The 18,057-nt window shown below is 42.6% G+C and carries 20 protein-coding genes; 6 read left to right on the plus strand and 14 right to left on the minus strand.

Annotated features, from left to right (window positions below):
- Window position 1: 1 nt before the first annotated feature.
- Genes rpmD through rplN form a run of 9 tightly spaced genes read right to left on the minus strand, consistent with a single transcriptional unit; the run spans window position 2 to window position 3,586 of the window.
- Window positions 2-181, minus strand: coding sequence for a 50S ribosomal protein L30 (gene rpmD, locus ACXAC4_RS16280; RefSeq protein ID WP_058031294.1), 180 nt, complete (start codon window positions 179-181; stop codon window positions 2-4).
- 6 nt (window positions 182-187) lie between these two features.
- Entirely contained in the window at window positions 188-694 is a 507-nt protein-coding gene (gene rpsE, locus ACXAC4_RS16285; protein ID WP_058031295.1) for a 30S ribosomal protein S5, read from the minus strand.
- A gap of 9 nt (window positions 695-703) precedes the next feature.
- The gene (gene rplR, locus ACXAC4_RS16290; RefSeq protein ID WP_058031296.1) at window positions 704-1,054 is read right to left on the minus strand and encodes a 50S ribosomal protein L18; all 351 of its coding nucleotides are present in this window, start codon (window positions 1,052-1,054) and stop codon (window positions 704-706) included.
- Between the two features lie 9 nt (window positions 1,055-1,063).
- Entirely contained in the window at window positions 1,064-1,594 is a 531-nt protein-coding gene (gene rplF, locus ACXAC4_RS16295; RefSeq protein WP_138562773.1) for a 50S ribosomal protein L6, read from the minus strand.
- A gap of 13 nt (window positions 1,595-1,607) precedes the next feature.
- Window positions 1,608-2,000 carry a 30S ribosomal protein S8 gene (gene rpsH, locus ACXAC4_RS16300; protein WP_058031298.1) on the minus strand — a complete coding sequence of 131 codons (393 nt, stop codon included), beginning with the start codon at window positions 1,998-2,000 and terminating at the stop codon, window positions 1,608-1,610.
- Window positions 2,001-2,020: 20 nt separating this feature from the next.
- Window positions 2,021-2,326 (minus strand): 30S ribosomal protein S14, encoded by a 306-nt coding sequence (rpsN, locus tag ACXAC4_RS16305; protein WP_058031299.1) that lies wholly within the window; start codon window positions 2,324-2,326, stop codon window positions 2,021-2,023.
- Between the two features lie 10 nt (window positions 2,327-2,336).
- Window positions 2,337-2,876: a 50S ribosomal protein L5 gene (gene rplE / locus ACXAC4_RS16310; protein ID WP_058031300.1), complete on the minus strand. Its 540-nt coding sequence runs from the start codon at window positions 2,874-2,876 to the stop codon at window positions 2,337-2,339.
- A gap of 16 nt (window positions 2,877-2,892) precedes the next feature.
- Complete coding sequence (gene rplX / locus ACXAC4_RS16315) at window positions 2,893-3,207, minus strand: 50S ribosomal protein L24 (protein WP_058031301.1); 315 nt, start codon at window positions 3,205-3,207, stop codon at window positions 2,893-2,895.
- Window positions 3,208-3,217: 10 nt separating this feature from the next.
- Window positions 3,218-3,586 (minus strand): 50S ribosomal protein L14, encoded by a 369-nt coding sequence (gene rplN, locus ACXAC4_RS16320; protein WP_058031680.1) that lies wholly within the window; start codon window positions 3,584-3,586, stop codon window positions 3,218-3,220.
- Window positions 3,587-3,980: 394 nt separating this feature from the next.
- On the opposite strand from rplN, the gene ACXAC4_RS16325 reads away from it, so the two are divergent.
- Window positions 3,981-6,548, plus strand: coding sequence for a protein kinase domain-containing protein (locus ACXAC4_RS16325; RefSeq protein WP_475163446.1), 2,568 nt, complete (start codon window positions 3,981-3,983; stop codon window positions 6,546-6,548).
- A gap of 8 nt (window positions 6,549-6,556) precedes the next feature.
- Here the strand turns inward: ACXAC4_RS16325 and ACXAC4_RS16330 are convergent, their stop codons facing one another.
- Both ACXAC4_RS16330 and ACXAC4_RS16335 read right to left on the minus strand, forming a co-directional pair.
- Entirely contained in the window at window positions 6,557-7,051 is a 495-nt protein-coding gene (locus ACXAC4_RS16330; RefSeq protein WP_475163448.1) for a hypothetical protein, read from the minus strand.
- A 369-nt stretch (window positions 7,052-7,420) separates the two neighbouring features.
- Window positions 7,421-9,379 carry an AsmA family protein gene (locus ACXAC4_RS16335; protein WP_475163450.1) on the minus strand — a complete coding sequence of 653 codons (1,959 nt, stop codon included), beginning with the start codon at window positions 9,377-9,379 and terminating at the stop codon, window positions 7,421-7,423.
- A 177-nt stretch (window positions 9,380-9,556) separates the two neighbouring features.
- On the opposite strand from ACXAC4_RS16335, the gene ACXAC4_RS16340 reads away from it, so the two are divergent.
- The 5 genes from ACXAC4_RS16340 to ACXAC4_RS16360 all read left to right on the plus strand — a co-directional run bounded on the left by ACXAC4_RS16340 (window position 9,557) and on the right by ACXAC4_RS16360 (window position 12,636).
- Window positions 9,557-9,979, plus strand: a complete 423-nt coding sequence (locus tag ACXAC4_RS16340) for a hypothetical protein (protein ID WP_475163452.1) — start codon at window positions 9,557-9,559, stop codon at window positions 9,977-9,979.
- Window positions 9,980-9,984: 5 nt separating this feature from the next.
- Window positions 9,985-10,185: a helix-turn-helix transcriptional regulator gene (locus tag ACXAC4_RS16345; protein WP_138477750.1), complete on the plus strand. Its 201-nt coding sequence runs from the start codon at window positions 9,985-9,987 to the stop codon at window positions 10,183-10,185.
- Window positions 10,186-10,206: 21 nt separating this feature from the next.
- Entirely contained in the window at window positions 10,207-10,338 is a 132-nt protein-coding gene (locus tag ACXAC4_RS16350; RefSeq protein WP_475163454.1) for a hypothetical protein, read from the plus strand.
- A gap of 223 nt (window positions 10,339-10,561) precedes the next feature.
- Window positions 10,562-11,728, plus strand: coding sequence for a hypothetical protein (locus ACXAC4_RS16355; protein ID WP_058031306.1), 1,167 nt, complete (start codon window positions 10,562-10,564; stop codon window positions 11,726-11,728).
- 242 nt (window positions 11,729-11,970) lie between these two features.
- On the plus strand, window positions 11,971-12,636 hold the full coding sequence (locus ACXAC4_RS16360; protein WP_475163457.1) for a TorF family putative porin: 666 nt from the start codon (window positions 11,971-11,973) through the stop codon (window positions 12,634-12,636).
- Between the two features lie 56 nt (window positions 12,637-12,692).
- On the opposite strand, the gene ACXAC4_RS16365 is transcribed toward ACXAC4_RS16360, so the two are convergent.
- From ACXAC4_RS16365 to ACXAC4_RS16375, 3 genes are all read right to left on the minus strand, one after another.
- A complete protein-coding gene (locus ACXAC4_RS16365) occupies window positions 12,693-13,313 on the minus strand; it encodes a hypothetical protein (RefSeq protein ID WP_475163460.1) in 621 nt (206 codons plus the stop codon).
- Between the two features lie 124 nt (window positions 13,314-13,437).
- Window positions 13,438-14,097, minus strand: a complete 660-nt coding sequence (locus tag ACXAC4_RS16370; RefSeq protein WP_475163463.1) for a fumarylacetoacetate hydrolase family protein — start codon at window positions 14,095-14,097, stop codon at window positions 13,438-13,440.
- 380 nt (window positions 14,098-14,477) lie between these two features.
- On the minus strand, window positions 14,478-18,053 hold the full coding sequence (locus ACXAC4_RS16375) for an ABC transporter permease/M1 family aminopeptidase (RefSeq protein WP_475163465.1): 3,576 nt from the start codon (window positions 18,051-18,053) through the stop codon (window positions 14,478-14,480).
- Between the last annotated feature and the right edge of the window lie 4 nt (window positions 18,054-18,057).

An 18,057-nucleotide genomic window follows, 5' to 3' on the forward strand; every position in this document is an offset into this window, starting at 1 on the left:
ATTAGCCCTCTACCTTAACCATGTAAGAAACTTGGTTGATCATACCACGTACACATGCTGTATCTTCTAATTCAACAGTGTGGTTGATACGACGTAAACCAAGGCCACGTAAAGTTGCTTTATGCTTCGGTAAACGACCGATAGAGCTCTTTACTTGAGTAACTTTTACAGTATTTGCCATGGTTAATTACCCCTGAATTTGGTCAACAGTTAGACCACGCTTAGCAGCGATCTTCTCTGGAGAGTTCATGTTCTCAAGAGCAGCTACTGTAGCGCGAACGATGTTGATTGGGTTAGTTGAACCGTATGCTTTCGAAAGTACGTTCTGTACACCAGTTACTTCTAGTACTGCACGCATCGCACCACCTGCGATGATACCTGTACCTTCAGATGCTGGCTGCATGTATACTTTAGAACCCGCGTGGCGACCCTTGATTGGGTGCTGTAGCGTGTTGCCATTTAGGTCAACAGTGATCATGTTACGACGTGCTTTTTCCATTGCTTTTTGAATCGCAGCTGGAACTTCACGTGCTTTACCGTAACCAAAACCTACTTTACCTGCGCCATCACCAACTACTGTTAGTGCAGTGAAGCTAAAGATACGACCACCTTTAACTACCTTAGACACACGGTTTACCGCGATTAGCTTTTCAGCTAATTCTGGCTGTTGTGCTTTTGCTTCTACGTTAGCCATTGTCTACTCCTAGAATTGCAAGCCAGCTTCACGCGCTGCATCAGCAAGCGCCTTCACACGGCCGTGATATTTAAAGCCACTACGGTCAAAAGCAAGTTTTTCAATGCCTTTGTCTGCAGCGCGCTCAGCAATTGCTTTACCTACAGCTTGTGCTGCAGCGATGTTGCTAGTGCCTGTTAGGGCTTCTGCAATTGCTTTCTCAACAGTAGAAGCAGCAGCCAGCACAGTACCTTCAGCGTTTACTAGCTGAGCGTAAATGTGACGTGGCGTGCGGTGGATAACAAGACGCGTTGTGCCTTGTTCAATAAAATTTCTACGAGTGCGCTTAGCACGACGTAGACGAGCTGTTTTCTTATCCATCGTCTTACCTTACTTCTTCTTAGCTTCTTTACGACGCACGTGCTCATCAGCATAACGTACACCTTTACCTTTATAAGGCTCTGGCTCACGGTATGAACGGATGTTAGCAGCAGTTTGACCAACTAATTGTTTGTCAGCGCCTTTAACTACTAGTTCAGTTTGGCTAGGAGCTTCGATTGTGATACCCGCAGGGATCTCGAAGTTCACTGGGTGTGAGAAGCCAAGCGTTAAGTCTAATACTTTACCCTTAACTGCAGCACGGTAACCAACACCTACTAATTGAAGCTTTTTCTCGAAACCTTCGTTAACACCTTGGATCATGTTGTTGATCAGTGCACGTGCAGTACCAGCTTGAGCCCAAGCATTTGCTACGTCACGTGGAGCAGTAGTGATAACGTTGTCGTTTAAAGCAACTTCAACAGCATCGTTAACTACACGAGTTAATTCGCCGTTTTTGCCTTTAACTTTGATTTCCTGGCCAGCTAGTGTAACTTCAACACCGGCAGGAACTGCAATAGGAGCCTTCGCTATACGAGACATAGTTCCCCTCCGATTAAGCTACAAAGCCAATGATCTCACCGCCAATACCAGCACTACGTGCAGCACGGTCAGTCATTAAGCCTTTAGAAGTTGATACGATAGCGATACCTAAACCACCCATTACCTTTGGTAAGTCGTCACGTTTCTTATAGATACGTAGACCAGGGCGGCTAACACGCTGGATATTTTCGATTACAGCTTTGCCTTCGAAGTACTTAAGTTCGATAGTCAATTCTGGTTTTGCGTCGCCAGCTACTGCGAAGTCAGTGATATAACCTTCTTCTTTTAGTACTTTAGCAACTGCTACTTTCAGCTTTGAAGTTGGCATTGAAACTGATACCTTCTTCGCAGACTGACCGTTACGGATACGTGTGAATAAATCCGCAATAGGATCTTGCAAGCTCATGTCTTACTCCCGTGATTCTATTACCAAGAAGCCTTTTTAAGGCCAGGAATTTCACCGCGCATAGCAGCTTCGCGAACTTTGATACGGCTCATGCCGAACTTGCGAAGGAAACCATGTGGGCGGCCCGTGATGTTACAACGATTACGTTGACGTGCAGGGCTTGAATCACGCGGTAAAGACTGAAGCTTTAATACCGCGTCCCAACGATCATCTTCAGATGCATTAACATCGCTGATGATAGCTTTTAGTGCAGCGCGCTTTTCAGCGTACTGTGCAACTAATTTAGTGCGCTTTGCTTCGCGCGCTTTCATTGAATTCTTTGCCATAACCCTACCCTTACTTTTTGAATGGGAAGTTGAACGCTTCTAATAACGCACGGCCTTCATCATCTGTTTTCGCAGAAGTAGTGATCGTGATATCCATACCGCGAACGCGGTCTACTTTATCATAATCAATTTCTGGGAAGATGATTTGCTCACGTACGCCCATAGAGTAGTTACCGCGACCGTCAAAAGACTTTGCGCTAACACCGCGGAAGTCACGAATACGTGGCATCGCGATAGAGACTAAACGCTCTAGGAAATCCCACATACGCTCGCCGCGTAGGGTTACTTTACAGCCGATTGGGTAACCTTCACGGATCTTAAAGCCAGCAACTGATTTACGAGCTTTAGTCACTAGAGGCTTCTGACCAGAGATTGACTCAAGGTCGCGTACAGCGTTCTCAAGGATCTTCTTGTCAGCTAGGGCTTCGCCCACACCCATGTTAAGTGTGATCTTTTCGATCTGAGGGACTTGCATGACAGAGCTGTAACCGAACTTTTCAAAAAGTTCTTTTACTACTTTGTCTTTGTAAACTTCATGCAGTTTCGCCATCGTCTACTCCAACTAATTAAATAGCTTTTCCGTTAGACTTAAAGAAACGAACTTTTTTGCCGTCTTCAAATCTAAAACCTACACGATCAGCCTTGCCAGTTTCGGCATTGAAGATCGCTACGTTAGAAGCGTCGATTGATGCTTCTTTTTCAATGATACCGCCAGCTTGTTGAAGCTGAGGAACTGGTTTTTGGTGCTTCTTGATAAGGTTTACACCTTCAACGAAAACACGACCAGTTTCAGTAACAACTGAAAGCACTTTACCGCGCTTACCTTTGTCTTTACCGGCTAGTACGATTACTTCGTCATCACGACGGATTTTTGCTGCCATGATCGACTCCTTATAGTACTTCTGGTGCTAGTGAAACGATCTTCATGAACTTGTCGTTACGTAGTTCACGAGTCACAGGGCCGAAGATACGAGTACCAATTGGCTGTAGGTTATCATTTAAGATAACAGCCGCATTGCTATCGAAACGGATTAAAGAGCCGTCTGGACGACGAACGCCTTTTTTAGTACGCACAACTACTGCGTTTTTAACATCACCTTTCTTCACTTTACCGCGAGGAATTGCTTCTTTAACAGAAACTTTAATGATGTCACCAACTGCCGCGTAGCGACGGTGCGAACCACCAAGGACTTTAATACACTGCACTTTGCGAGCGCCGCTGTTATCAGCAACGTCCAGCTGAGTTTGCATTTGGATCATTTTTGATGCTCCGGTGTAGTTAAACTTCGCTTCAAATTTGTATAAATATGAAGCAGTTAGATTATTAATCACTCAAAAAACGTGGAGTTCGTCTTTCAAGGGCGGGCAATTGTAGCAATAAACATGAGGGATGGATAGTTCAATTTTTAATTAATTGTGCTATTCCACCAAGTTTTCTAGATTGCATTTCTGATATGGAGACAAGCAGTTAGTTTTTCAAGCGCAAAAACTAAAACAACTTCAACTGATTAAATAACAAACAAGTAAAAATAGCAGTGATAAAATAAAACCGTCGTTTATTTAATCTATTTCATGTTTTTCTATCGTAAATAGTTCGAATTCTCAAACTCGAACCGATACACTAACTCTAGAACTAATAATAAAGCATTTTATCGTGATACAACTCGAGCAATTTTACCAACAAATCACCCCATTAGGACAAGGCGGCATGAGCCGTGTTTTTTTGGCCGTGGATGCTAAGTTAGAGCGTCATGTTGCGGTAAAAGTGCTCGACGTAAATAAAGTCGATAAACAGCAGGCTTTGAACGAAGCCAAAATTCTTGCCCGCGTTAATCACCCAAATATTGTGCAAGTATATAAAGTGCACGAGAGTGACACCCAGCTCGCCATCGAAATGGAATATGTACAAGGCGCTACCCTTAAACATTTTTTAAAAACTCGTCATCTCGAGTCTGAGCAAAAGTTACAGCTATTAATTGATATAGCCCAAGGCTTATCAGAAGCGCACAAAAACGACATTCTGCATCTAGATTTAAAAGCTGATAACATTTTAATCAACGCCCAGGGTGTGGCAAAAATCGCTGATTTTGGCATTGCCCAACTCGGTGATGAGCAGCGCAGTCATCATTCTAGCTTTGGTAGTTTAACGGCAATGTCACCAGAGCAATTGAATAAGCAGCCGTTAGATCAGCGTGCCGACTTATTCGCATTTGGCTTGCTGGCCTATCAGCTGTTTGCAAATGAGCATCCTTATTTAGCCCAAGCCAAAGACGCCGCGCCAGATGCCATTGCAGAACAAATCAAGCATGTTCCTTGTCAAAATGATGCAAGCAAATTACTCGACATGCCTGCGCAGCTTGGTGCCCTAATCAATTCGCTATTGGCATTCGACAAAGCAGCACGCCCAAATAGCTTTCACCAAGTCATTACTCAGTTAAAGCAATTACAGCAAAATATTGGTTATGCACAATGCGATGACACACAAGATATTGATGCAGTAGACCTACAAGTACCCACACCTTCAGAATCTACATCTAATGCAAAATCGAGCTTCTGGCAAAAGTATGTCACGGCTATGTCGTTTTTATTTGCTGTTTGCCTTATCGGCGCGGGTTATTGGTATTGGCAAAGTAATCAACCAAAGAGTTATATTGCTGCCCTGCCCATTACCTTCGACGGACAAACTGAATTAACCGACACCCAACAGCGCATTGCCACCTTAGGGCTTGAAGACGCCATCAGTAACTTTATTTTACAAGACACCTCAAGCTTGCAGGTATCGAACTCAGAAGTAACCAGCACTTTAAAGCTGATGGGTGAACAAGCATCGCAAACTGACATCGGCAAAGCCCTTGGCGCCGACGTGCTGCTTGAATCAGTATTTAACTGCCGTAATTCATTGTGTGAAGTCACACTTAATGCCATTGATGCACACACAGCCACTTTGCTCGATACCACTCGTTATAGTGTCGATACCGAAAGCTTTTCGGAGGCCTATCACAACAGTTTGGTGAATATTGAGGCATTATTCGACAAGCGCTTTACCAGCCAAACTTATAGCGATGCGTTTTACGACAAATATGTAGCGCAGGTTGAAGCATTTCAAAGTGGCTCGCAAGACATTGCGGTGACACTGGCTGAAGTGAAGTCACTGATCCGCAAAGAACCGAGCTTTGTGCCTTTGTATAGGCTTTATAGGAAGGTGGCGGTTACTACCCATCATTTAAATCCAAATGACGATATTATTTGGGAGTTATTAGATGCATTAGACCGTTCGCCTGAAATTTATAAGCAAAATTTAAATTACATTGTTGACCGTATCCAAGCTTTCCAAGCTGTGAAAGATTGGAATAAAGCAGAAGCTTTAATTAGAAGCCTTGAAAAATCAAACATAGAGCCATATGAGTTATTCAGTGTCAAGGCAAATTACTTTAGGAAGCAAGGAGACTACGATAAAGCATTTGAGAATATAACTGCTGCATATCAATCAAAGCCAACTTTTCAAGTTATTCGAAATGCGGGAATAATCGCATTGCTAAAAGGAGAATATCGTTCAGCAATTGCCTATTTGGAAGAAGCTCTGGTGATTGCAAAAAATGATTTCTGGGCTCTTAAAGCCCATGGAGATATTTCTTTAGTCAACGGCGCACCTGACAAAGCAATACAATCTTATACTGAATTATTATCAGAAACACCTAACGATAGTACACTATTATCGAATCTTTCGATTGCTCAATCTTTACTTGGGCAGTTTATAGAATCGAACTCTTCTGCAAAGAAAGCTTATGAGCTTAATCCAAATAATATTGATATCATACTTAATTTAGCTGATAGCTATTCATACATAAATAAAACGCTTCAAGCTCATGAGGCTTATAATAAAATAATTTCTCTTACAGACATGACTTCCAGTAAAGATGAATTAATTGTTAGGGTTCAGGCTTTGCTTCATACAGGTAAAAAGGTTAGGGCTCTTCAACTACTTGATAAATTGGAAAAAAGCGATTCCAATATATATGACCTTTTATTTGTTAGAGCATTAGTATTAACTAGGCTTGGGGAACACCAATCAGCAATGTTAAGTATTAATTCTGCTATCCAGAATGGCTGGAGTAAGAGCTTTTATACACTTCCCTGGTTTCAACCTCTTTGTGAATATTCGTCTCAATTAGAAAGAGTTATAGGTACTAAGAACATGAACCAGCTCTGTACCTATAAATAATCAGATTTTTATGGCTGTGTATCGCCTATTATCACTCTTGGATCTTGAGAAATATAAAGCTTACCTTTTTTACCCTCTTTCTCTGCAAGTAATCTAAAGTCAATCTCGTAATTGGTATTGGCTTCAAGCTCAACTTTAGAGAACACCTTGTCTTTGCTCTTAGACTTCACTAACTCTTTAATCACATCAGCTGGAATGCTGGCATCCGGTTCAATATTCATTACCGTCACGACCACAGAAGTGCCGCCATTGAATACTTCGCTGCTAAGCTGATAGTTAAAATTATCACGGGCATCAGTGAACAAGGTGCCATTGCCAGCAAAGCGGAAACCTTTGTCTATGCTTGATTGTGTTAGCACATACACAAGGTTAATCGACTCATCTTCAGGGAATTGAGCAAGATCGACCGATACGTTATCGGCAGGGTTGCCGTCTGTGTCTAAAATTACCCAAGGCGTGTCGTCACGGCTTGGTTTAACGGTATACGTTAATTGTTGCGTCATAGTAATGTCCTTTAGAAGTACTAACCCCATAAGAGCACAGACAATTATTGAAAACAACTCCTTGAGATTACACCCGATTACACTGGTTGTTTCATGAGCAAAATAGCACTTTATATGACGAAAAATAATCAACCGATGGTAAAACATGACGCGAAGTAATTTCGCTGCTACCAAGAGTGCAAAATACACGTTGCGAAGCAAGGTTATTTTTGCGCAAGGTGAAATGAGCAACATTAACTGCTGCAATGGAGTACTAAATCTATCGTTTTTACGTCATTTATGGCGACAATTTAAAAAACAGTGTTGCGCTAAACAAAAAAGCCAGTGCATTGCGGCACTGGCTTTTGCTTGTTTAGAAACGCTTAGGTTTTAACCGAAGAAGCCTTTTAATTTGTCTTTCAGCTTATCTTTTACTTTCTCTTTCGCTTCTTCTTTGGCTTTGTCTTTTGCCGCACTGCCAAAGTCGAGTTTGTAATCCACCTTGTGGAATGGGCCTTTAATACGCAGTGGTACTTTAAAGCCGGTGCTGTCATCCCTGCTTGCTTGGCCTTCAATGGTATCAACTAAGCCTGTGACTAGGCGGTAATTCACATAAGTCTTAGGTAAATCGACTTCACCGCTGCCCGTAATTCGCAACAGTGGGCTGGCAAGGTTTAGGTCAGTATTGGTGCCGACACCATTTTTAAAGGTAAAGGTGCCTGTCAGTGCCGAGAAGTCGGTTTTCTGATTTGGATCGAAGTCGGCGTTCAGGCCTTCTTTTAAAGATGAGAAGTCACCTTTGAGCATTTCGCTGCCCTTACGCATCATCTCTGCGATATTGGCCCCTTTTACGCCACCATCTACAAAGCTAAACGCCAAGTTACCCGCTAAGGCTGACACAAACTGCTTCTGACTTTGACCTTGGGTGTTCAGCGCCCAGCTGATGCTGCCTTTGCCTAATACCTTGTCAAAGCCGACCGCGTCAGTCAGTAATGGTTCGGCGTTGATGTCGGTTAAACTAAAATCGGTATTAATCTGGTAAGGGGCACGCTTGGCATTCACCACCACTTTACCCTGCCCTTTACCTTCATAAGCGTTGAATTTATCTAGGCCTAAACGTGCTTTGCCGTCTTTCAGATTAACTGAGAATTGGTTTTCGCCCAGTTTAATCTCTTTAGCAATGAGGCCCTTTGAGCGCACTTTTATGTCGGCGTCTAAGGCATTAAGACCCGATAAATCAATCGGTGTGTCGTCCCATACAATCGGCTGTGGCTCACCCGGTTCTGCAGGCTGTGCAGGTTCGGCTGGTTTTTCCGGGCTCTCAGGTAGGTATGGGTTGAGGTCTAACATACCCAGGTCAATGTCGGCCATGACATTTAAACGCGCACCTAAATCAATTTGGCTTTGCCCTTTAATTGCCAGTGCATCAAGTTTAGCTTCGAATGCGCTCAGTTTAAAAGTCTCTTCAGCTAGGTGCATCTCACCACTGACACTAAACTGGTTAAAGGCGTTGTCTTTGGCTTTGAGATCAATGCCCTGCCACTGGGTAATGGCTTTTACTGAATCACCTGCCAGTTTCAAACTACCTTTAATGTCTTTGCCTTGCTGAGCAATGGCACCGTTAAATTCAAGATCTAATAACGTTGAAGCTAAAGTTTGCGTGACATTAAAGGTTTGCCCTTCAATGGCTTTTGCTGGTGTTTCGACTTGGGTATTTAATTCAAAACGCTGTTGTTGGTAGGTTAACCCCCCTTTCACATCTAGCGGCTTGAATAAAGAAGGCAGCGCTACAATTAATTCAAAGTCACTCACCTGCTGTTTTGCGCCAGTCACGCCATCAAGATAAGTCAGTTGACCCCCGTAAATCGCCACTTCACCTAAGCTGACATCAAACCCTTGAGGTAATTTTACTGGGCCAGCGGCTGCCTCATTAGCTTGAGCTGTTGGCGCAGCGGCAGTTGTTGGCATGATCTGCCAGTTCGCTTTGCCTTGTTTGTCTGTTTCTAGCAAGATGTTTGGATTGCGGATCACAAAACGCTCTAACTTGGCTTCACCACTTAATAACGACAACCAAGGAATATGTACGGCAAGCTGTTCCATACTGACCATATTTTCAGCACTGCCCGAGGCCATATTGGCAAAAGCAACGTCGTTCAGTTCAATACTTAGGCTTGGAAACACCGTTAGCTGGCTTTCGCCGGCAATGGTGAGTTTACGACCTGTGGTATTTTCGACTTGTTCTGAAACCTGCTGAATAATGGTGTCGGTTGGGATCAAAAATGGCGCCGCAACCACAGCACCAACGGCCACAACAACCACACCACCAATGACTTTTACAAAGCGATTCATTGCTTTTCCTTACATTTGCAATTGATGTTACTAATCATAACGGCTGAGACGAAAAAAATCTGCACACAAAGACAATGAAATTAGCATGATACCTAGAGGTTACAAAAAACCGTTGACCTTATGATACCTACAGGTTACATTGATACCCGCAGGTTACATTACGAAGGAAACCATGGCATGACAAACCTAGAAGTTAAAAATGAAGAGAAGCACATTACATTAAGTGGTTGGTTTTGGCTGGCACTTGGCACAGTGTTACTGTTCATGGTGATCACTGACGTATTCAGCGACAGTGAAAATCAACAATTCTTTAATATAGGATTTGTGGTGCTATTTGTTGGCATAGCTGTTTTTTACAAAATTAAAGCGTTCTTCAATTCAAAAAAATACACTGACGGCTATCAGGACGAGTTTATAAAGCAAATGAACCATAACGCTTGCCGCCATGCTTTTTACTGTACTGTCGGTGTCATTGTTGCAGTTTGGGTAATTGGAGATGTCATAACAATTCCATTTACTCATGAAACAATGTCACTTGCGTACTTGGCCACTGCCAGCTTAAGTTATGGTGCATCGATAATTTGGCAAAATAGAGACTAACAAGTATGCAAGTTAAGGTTGCTGAATTAAGAAAGCTCAACAATTTATCTCAACAAGAGTTAGCCGATTTAATTGGTGTTTCTCGCAAGACCATTAGCACCATAGAAACTGGCCGCTTTACCCCCTCGGTGGTGATTGCATTAAAGATTGCGCGCCACTTTGAGCAACCTGTTGAGTCACTCTTTGAGTTAGAGACAAGTGATTAACGCTAAAAAAGGACACTTACTATGAAAAAACAAATAACCGAGTACTGGGCAACCTTGCCCAAACATACACAGTATGAAATAGAAACACACCTTGCCATTATGTTACCAGCGATAGGGTCAATTCTTGGCGCAGCATTGGTGTTGGCCTTTTAACTCCACCTCCAAAAACTCAGCTTGTAAGCTCCTGCAGATGCTGAGTTTTCTTACCTCTTGCAATAAATAAGCATTTCTTCGATTGCATCCACGTCTCACTTAGGTATGATCCACGCCCTCATTTGTGTAGCACAAGTTCTGCTACACTTATTTGGTTAGCTATTTAACCTGAGCTCAGGTTAATTAACCCCTAATAACTTAACCCGTGGAGACACCACCCCCTATGAAAAAGCTGCTCATTTCCCCGTCAAAAATGGCATTGGGTGAACAAGAAAGTCAGATTTACCAAAACATTCTTAAGCAATCTACCGAGATAAGTTTGAATCTGATGGCAGTCAAAGTAGAAAACCACCCAGAAGACTTCTTGGGTTGGTGCTATGAGTTATTAGATGTAGCAAAAAACCGCATCAACTTCGACTTACTCGACGACCACCAGCTTCCAACGGTTAAGAAACTACAAGATTTGTTAATTTCTGCTATCAGCTTTTTACAGCTTAAAACGCTACGTATTGCCCCTTGGCCTGTGATCTGTGGCTTTATCGAGCAACATAAAGACGTATTGGCCCTTGAAGAACAGTTAAAGCTAACCAGCTACCTAGCACCGATGCGCAGCACGCCATTAAAAGAGATGATCGCCGAAGACCGCCTAGCGTTTACTGGTAAACATGCTGCAAGCTTGGATACCAGCGTGTACAACTTCGATGTTGAATGGTTTGCTTCAACTAAGAGTGCGAAAGGGTTCCACCAGCTATTAGCAGATTTACCTGGGGCGTTTGATGACGCCCTTGCGAACATTCCAGCTGAAGGTGACGTAAGCGAGCAAGACTATCAAGCATTTATGATTGGTTACTTAAGTGCCTTTGCGGGCACAGATGAAAAACCAACCCTTGCGCCTGCTACGCGCCTATTAGCGATGCGTCGTCCAGATGTGTTCACACCTATTAGCAACAATCGATTAGATGCACTTTGCCAAGCATTGGGTATTAGCCGTTTAAATAACCGTGACTTCGAGCGCTATTGGTCAGATGTTGTGATGAGCATCCGCACTATGCCTTGGTTTGCAATGACGACTGAAAACGGCGAATTAGAAGAGCAACTCGCTAGCATCAAAGCACTGTTACCTTGCTTCTTCTATTATGCTGACAAAGACACGGCTGATAACTCTAACTATATTAAGTTATTAAATAAGCCTGTACGTAGTAGCCGCAGCGGTGGCACTAAAACCGTTCGTCGCGGTAAAGAGTCTGCTGAGGTATTGGTTGATCGCGCACTTGCTGATGAGAGCATTCCTGATCATATTCGCGATAAGCGTGACTCAATCATCGCAGAGGTTGAAAAAGGCCGCAGCGTAGACGAGACCATTGGCTTAATGCGCGCGATCTTTGGTTAACCTGTAAATATATAAGGTTAAGCACAAAGAAATAAATATTCCCCATTGCACGATATGCGCAAATATCGTGCAAAACATTATTCCTTTCGCACTAAAACTGTGCATAAATTTTCTAATCAAAAACTATCATTTATAAAAAAACATTAATAATCAAATAGTAAACTATATTAATATAGACACATAAAAAGTGGTGCACGCATTGCTTTTAAGATTAGGAAAATTTAGCGCACATAGGAATGAAGATGAAAAAGACAACCTCTCTCTTACTTAGCTCACTATTACTCGCAACTTCTACTGCAAGTTATGCTGAAGTCACCGCAAACATTGCAGCAAGCTCAAACTACTTCTGGCGTGGTATTACACAGTCCGCTGATGGTGCAGCCGTATCGGGTGGCATTGATTATGGCAATGATTCTGGCTTTTACGCTGGCACTTGGGTATCAAATATCGACTTTGGTGGCAAAGAAAGCTATGAGATGGATTTTTATGCGGGCTTCAGTGGCTCTGCAGGTGATATTGGCTACGATGTGGGCTATGTCTATTACGCTTACCCAGATGCCGAGGGCAGCATCGACTTTGGCGAACTTTATGGCGAAGTCAGCTATGACGTATTAAGTGCGAAGATCAGCTATCTAAGTAATGCGCAAAGCGGCTCAACTGCAGAAGAAGACATGCTGTATATTGAGTTGAACGCCGCATTTAGCGTATTCAATGACACTGAACTTGGCTTACATTTAGGTCGCTCAAGCGGTGACACTGTAACTGAGTGGTACTCAGAAGATAACTATATGGATTATGGTTTTAGCCTAAGCAAAGATGGCTTCACTTTTGGCGTGATCAAAACTGATTTAGACGCCGATGACGATATGAAAGCATACGTCAGCTATTCAATGGATTTTTCTTTGTAATTACTTGCTATTCAAGAAGTGACAACCCGCTTGTCACTTCTCACTTTTTGCAAAATCTAGTTTCGCGCTTTGCACGCTACACCCTCAGTGAAAAGCAACTCACCGTTGTCTTGATAATAAGATACATAGCACTTTTGATTTGATTCACTTACTTTAGGGGTCAAATGCTTTTGAAACTGCTTTGACGCGCACTCATCTACCTCCCAAAGAATACCCGCAGAACCATAAGCATCAAGCGAAATGCCATCGATCACAGTGAGTATTGGATTTACATCAACCTGCAAGCGGTTGTTGTTCCAAAAAGTTGTATAGGTGACATAGTAATCTGGACCAAGTACTCGTTCAATATGTCTCCAACTTCCCTCATATTTGCTATCGTTAAACCGCAGCGAAAAGTTGCTTTGATTAACCTCGGCCGAATTAAAAAAACTTTCAGGATCTTCAATCTCTCGTTCTGCTTTATTTCTTATTTCTGACCGAATTTCATTGATAAACTCTTGGTCATACACAGCCGAAAACGTAGCTTCGATATAGTTAGGACAAACTAGCTGAACTTCTTCCTTTGTAATATCCGCCTTTTTCACGGTAACTTTTGTCGCACCGGAAGCATCCGCGCTAACGAATGAACTAAAAGCAATTGCACACACAGTTAGCAGGCCTTTTAATAATGCCTTCATTTCTTACCGTTTTCCTTTTTCTTTTTTAGAAACAAAGTAAAGCTATTAAAAAAAGGATTAAATTGCAACCAGTGGGGCTTACAAGTTACTGCTAAACGATTGATCTAAATTGGAGTAAATGCGTCTATCTCAGAACAACCTTTGCATTTAAAGGCGCCTGCTTCTGATACTGCAATTGCAACTCATCACCATGATTCAAGACCCCTACTCCTTCTGGTGTCCCTGTTAACACAATGTCGCCCGGCATCAGGGTAAAGCTTTCACTGATCTCTGTGAGTAAACGTTCGATGTTAAATAGCATGAGTTCAGTTTTGCCATGCTGCTTTAAATCACCATTCTGCCAATACTTATATTCAGCGCTAGAAAATTCAGTTGGTGATTTCAACGGATAAAATGGTGTAACAGGGCAGCTGCCATCATAAGCTTTGGCGCGCTCCCAAGGATGACCTTTGCTTTTAAGCTCACTCTGCACATCACGTAAGGTTAAGTCGAGAGCAAGCCCAACTCCGGCAATTTTTGTTAGCACATCTTGACCGCCGTATGAAATCGTATCGCCAATTAACAGGGCTAGTTCTGCTTCGTAGTGATGTTCACCTAAGCGTTTAGCGAGCGTAATCTCTTTGAAAGACTGTAAACATGTACTGGGTTTAATGAACAGAATTGGGCGGCTCGGAATAGGGTTATTCAGCTCTTGTGCATGCGCGGCGTAGTTGCGCCCAATACAAACTATCTTGCCCGTCGGTAGATTAATTGCCTCGCCTGTGTGCCATTGATGTTGATACATACATGCTCCTATTTGATACCTGTTATTTTCGCGCAAAGATTAACATAACAGGTTTATTTATAACCTTTATTTATTAAACCTTAAGTATTCACCAAATTTATATTTTGAAAAACAAAAGGCCTCTACGATAGAGGCCTTTAATGATTAACTTGAGCTGTAAATAACCTGAGCTCTTGATAATAAATCTATCTCCAGCGGCTACTTTCAACGTTAACAGCGTTGAATTTACTTGCAATAGGCCAGCTATTGACGCGTAAATTCGCCTTGTTATCGCTAAAAGTCCCCGGCTGCAGACTTGAAAAATCACTTATTATTTTAATATCAATATGTTAGTAAATCTCTTAACCAAAGCTCAGGTTAAATAAGTTAGCTCATACAAATTACAGCGACTTAATATTATCGGCTGCTTCTTTGTCGATCAGTTTTACAAATGGGTCAATACCCGCAAACTTAGGTAAGTCTTTTACTTTCAGTTTGATCACATTATCACCCGTCGTAATACTGTGCTTTTGTAGATACATCACATTCTCGCCTTCATTGATGTCATCAGGATCGGCTTTGAACAGGGCAATGTCTACCATTTGCTCAAGTGGTACATCTTCTTCGTTACCTTCACCATCAGCATGCTTTTTCGCTGCTTTCACGGTAAGCGTAATAGTATGAAGTTCACCTTCAGACGTAGCCTCTTCAATTTCAACGTCAGCCAGCTTTAACTCATATAAGGTAATTGAATTAAATTGGTCTTCGATGAAGGCTTGCTCTTGCGCCGTTGCATCTGACTTCAAGTATGTAATGAAATCAAGCGTGGTTGGGAAAACATCACTTCTGAAGCGATAGTCATCAATGAAGTTGCGTAGTGCTTTATTCAGGCGCGCTTCGCCCAGTAGGTCATGCAAAGCGAGCATCACAACTGATCCTTTATTGTAATGAATGTGCTGTTGCCCTACTGTTCTGGCAAGTGAGCGCTCTTCATGGGCTTCTGTCGTACGACCACGCAGGTATCTGTCTAGCTCATACTTCAAGAATTTACGAAGGTTGTGCTCGCCATACTTCTCTTTCATCACCATAATGGCCGCATACTGAGACAACATTTCAGACAGAATATTTGACCCTTCTACGTTTGCACCGATCACCTGATGCGCCCACCATTGGTGTGCCAGTTCATGAGCAGTGACATAGTAAGGCACATTAATATTCTCAGGATTGCGGGTATCGGTTAAGAAACCCATTTCTTCTGAGTACGGTACTGTATTGGCAAAACTCTGCGCAAACGAGCGGTAACGAGGGAACTCGATAATACGCATTTGCTTATGCTGATATGGGCCAAACTCTCTTGAGAAGTAGTCGATTGAGTCTTTTGTCGATTCAAGCATGGTATCCACATTCCACGCATGATCTTTGTGATAGTAAACCTCAAGCGCGATGCCCTTATACTCTTCACGTTTTACTTCAAGTTCCATCGACAGCATAGTGTAGAAGTGCAGCATAGGCGCATCCATCTCGTACACATAAGTTGTACGGCCATCTTTGGTTTCTTTCGACTGCAGGTAACCCGGCACCATAGCCACTTGCGATTCATCAGTCGTCACACGAGCTGCAAAGGTAATAAAGTTATCAGCAAATAGAGGTTGATTATGGTACTGCGTCTCTTCGATTTTGTTACCAAGCTTTAGCGGCTCAAGACCACGTTTACGACGCTCATTTTTATCAAAGATCTGCTTACCTTCACTATAACCAAGAGTTGGGAATAAATCGGTATTATCAATAAAAGTACCATTATGTACCAATCGGGTATCACTGCCTCGGTCAACAAACCCTAGAGTTTGACGCGCCACCGACATAGTTAAAGTACGACGCTCACCAGGTAGCATAGGTTCAGATAGGTTCATCCAAGCATGCGAATAATCTGTGTTTAATTCGCCAAGTGTTGCGCCTGACATTTCAACAGACCACTCAAGCGTATGTGCAGGCTTATTTACCAAGAAGCGCTCTATCACTTCTTTGCTCTTGTTTTCGACCTCTAAAACAACCGTTGCTTCAATACGGCGTGTTTTAGGGAAAATCTCCGCATCAAGTTTCACGTCAAGCGGAACGGGTATTGGTGCATCTCTGAATTGCACAAACTCACGTTCGTACTGCTCAGATAGGTCTTCTCTATCATCTTGTGTGATAAACTGATTAACGACTTGAGTGTTATAGTAGATATAACTACCACTGCCTACAAATAGGGCTGCACCCGCAACAATCACAGCTTTACCAGCAAGGCCTAGCTGATAGTTCACCTGACTTAAACGCGCCTTGAAAGTTTGCCCTGCGCCACGCGGCCATAGTGCATAGCTAAACGCTGCCAAGATCATCGCAAAGCCAAACCAATACATGTTATACCAATGTGCTGCACTTAAGAAATGACCGTAGCCGTTGATATCTGAATATGGCGTGCTTGGCATATTTCCGATGTGCCACAAATTATGCTCGAAACCATAACTCGACATGACTTGGGAAGCTATAAAGTAAAGCACAAATAGACCCATGCCCATATATTTACTCGGGCTAATGACTTGTAATAAGAACGCCACAGAACCCAAAATAAACAGCCCAAATGCAAATAAATAACCAAGGCGCATCGCGTACTGAGAAATTTCAATATGCTCTATACCGGAAATCAGTTGGAAAATAATGGTGATCAACGAACCAAATACGCATAACAGAGTAATGACAAGTACTAAGGCGCAATATTTAGAGCCCCAAAACACCCAATTCGCAACCGGATAAGAATCAACAATCTCACTCATACGCGCTTCGCGGTCATGCCAAACTAATTCGGCGCAGTAATAGACTAAGACGATGATCATCAAGAGACTGAAACTTCCCTGGATCAGCTCGACCATTCTAAAAGTAACAGGCCAAACATCTGTGCCATACATACCAATTGAACTGACAAGACCAGGAATTAACATACCAAGACTTAAAATAACCAAGACTAAGAATGAATAGCTAAAAATAACCTGCTTCACTTCAAAACGAGTACGCATCGTAAAGTGTGCCCAAGCACTGCTGGCATTGGCTTTAAAATCAATACGATTTAACAGCGCTTGCGCTTGACCGTTTTTCGCATCGCCTTTCGCCTTGCTTTTGTTTTTTTGCTTTTGTGGAAGATAATGTGTTTTATCTAGTACCAAGGTCAGTAAGCCAGCAACCGCCAACACACACCAAAGGATACGGTTATAGAGTAAGTCACCGGTTAAAGTGAGTATTGAGACATTGCGATCAGCAATTGTCCAGTACTCGGTTTGTGCATTCGCTGCCGACAACGCAAACATATCTATGTATGTAGAAAGTGTGCGGTATTCGATATCAGAAAATAGATTACGAGAGATTAAATAACCAATCAGAAGTGCCACCGCAACTAGGTACATGGCAGGCATACTTCTGAATTTTTTCGCAACCACGACGAATAGACTAGAAATGAAGAATAAAGTAGGCGCTGCAAGATAGAGATACGGCGTTAGATAATAAGATAGCTTATTTGGGCCAATCATCTCAGGGTCAAGCCACTGCATTAAACCGCCAAAACCAGATCCTATCCAAATACCGAAAAGGCACATAGAAAAAACGATCATAGTAACAATGTAAGCACCCAAAAAGCGCCCTAGTCGGTACTGTACTATGTCTAAAGGTTTACTAAGCGCAAGCTCGCTGAATTTGCTTATTTCGTCACGAATTGCTGCACTACCAACAAAGTTAACCACTAAGAAAATGCCGAATACCGACATAGTGCCAACCACCTGCATAATGGCAAATGGCGAGTTCACGTTCACATTACCTGCACCACCAATTTGTACGGTGTCAGACACCGACGCCAAAAAGGTCAGTAAAAATAAGATAAGTGAAGTGACATAAAACGAGGGCTGACGAATAAAGAATCGCAGCTCAGATTGCATCATTTTAAATAGCATTAAC

Source organism: Pseudoalteromonas sp. AWM4_233, assembly GCF_056158285.1.

What these genes read in the sequence shown, in the direction of transcription:
- rplF (WP_138562773.1), bottom strand. Translation starts at nt 1,594, where the DNA reads ATGTCTCGTATAGCGAAGGCTCCTATTGCAGTTCCTGCCGGTGTTGAA.
- rpsH (WP_058031298.1), bottom strand. Translation starts at nt 2,000, where the DNA reads ATGAGCTTGCAAGATCCTATTGCGGATTTATTCACACGTATCCGTAAC.
- rpsE (WP_058031295.1), bottom strand. Translation starts at nt 694, where the DNA reads ATGGCTAACGTAGAAGCAAAAGCACAACAGCCAGAATTAGCTGAAAAG.
- ACXAC4_RS16330 (WP_475163448.1), bottom strand. Translation starts at nt 7,051, where the DNA reads ATGACGCAACAATTAACGTATACCGTTAAACCAAGCCGTGACGACACG.
- ACXAC4_RS16365 (WP_475163460.1), bottom strand. Translation starts at nt 13,313, where the DNA reads ATGAAGGCATTATTAAAAGGCCTGCTAACTGTGTGTGCAATTGCTTTT.
- rplX (WP_058031301.1), bottom strand. Translation starts at nt 3,207, where the DNA reads ATGGCAGCAAAAATCCGTCGTGATGACGAAGTAATCGTACTAGCCGGT.
- ACXAC4_RS16355 (WP_058031306.1), top strand. Translation starts at nt 10,562, where the DNA reads ATGAAAAAGCTGCTCATTTCCCCGTCAAAAATGGCATTGGGTGAACAA.
- ACXAC4_RS16360 (WP_475163457.1), top strand. Translation starts at nt 11,971, where the DNA reads ATGAAAAAGACAACCTCTCTCTTACTTAGCTCACTATTACTCGCAACT.
- rpsN (WP_058031299.1), bottom strand. Translation starts at nt 2,326, where the DNA reads ATGGCAAAGAATTCAATGAAAGCGCGCGAAGCAAAGCGCACTAAATTA.
- rplE (WP_058031300.1), bottom strand. Translation starts at nt 2,876, where the DNA reads ATGGCGAAACTGCATGAAGTTTACAAAGACAAAGTAGTAAAAGAACTT.
- ACXAC4_RS16345 (WP_138477750.1), top strand. Translation starts at nt 9,985, where the DNA reads ATGCAAGTTAAGGTTGCTGAATTAAGAAAGCTCAACAATTTATCTCAA.
- ACXAC4_RS16375 (WP_475163465.1), bottom strand. Translation starts at nt 18,053, where the DNA reads ATGCTATTTAAAATGATGCAATCTGAGCTGCGATTCTTTATTCGTCAG.
- ACXAC4_RS16350 (WP_475163454.1), top strand. Translation starts at nt 10,207, where the DNA reads ATGAAAAAACAAATAACCGAGTACTGGGCAACCTTGCCCAAACATACA.
- ACXAC4_RS16335 (WP_475163450.1), bottom strand. Translation starts at nt 9,379, where the DNA reads ATGAATCGCTTTGTAAAAGTCATTGGTGGTGTGGTTGTTGTGGCCGTT.
- ACXAC4_RS16340 (WP_475163452.1), top strand. Translation starts at nt 9,557, where the DNA reads ATGACAAACCTAGAAGTTAAAAATGAAGAGAAGCACATTACATTAAGT.
- rplN (WP_058031680.1), bottom strand. Translation starts at nt 3,586, where the DNA reads ATGATCCAAATGCAAACTCAGCTGGACGTTGCTGATAACAGCGGCGCT.
- rpmD (WP_058031294.1), bottom strand. Translation starts at nt 181, where the DNA reads ATGGCAAATACTGTAAAAGTTACTCAAGTAAAGAGCTCTATCGGTCGT.
- rplR (WP_058031296.1), bottom strand. Translation starts at nt 1,054, where the DNA reads ATGGATAAGAAAACAGCTCGTCTACGTCGTGCTAAGCGCACTCGTAGA.
- ACXAC4_RS16370 (WP_475163463.1), bottom strand. Translation starts at nt 14,097, where the DNA reads ATGTATCAACATCAATGGCACACAGGCGAGGCAATTAATCTACCGACG.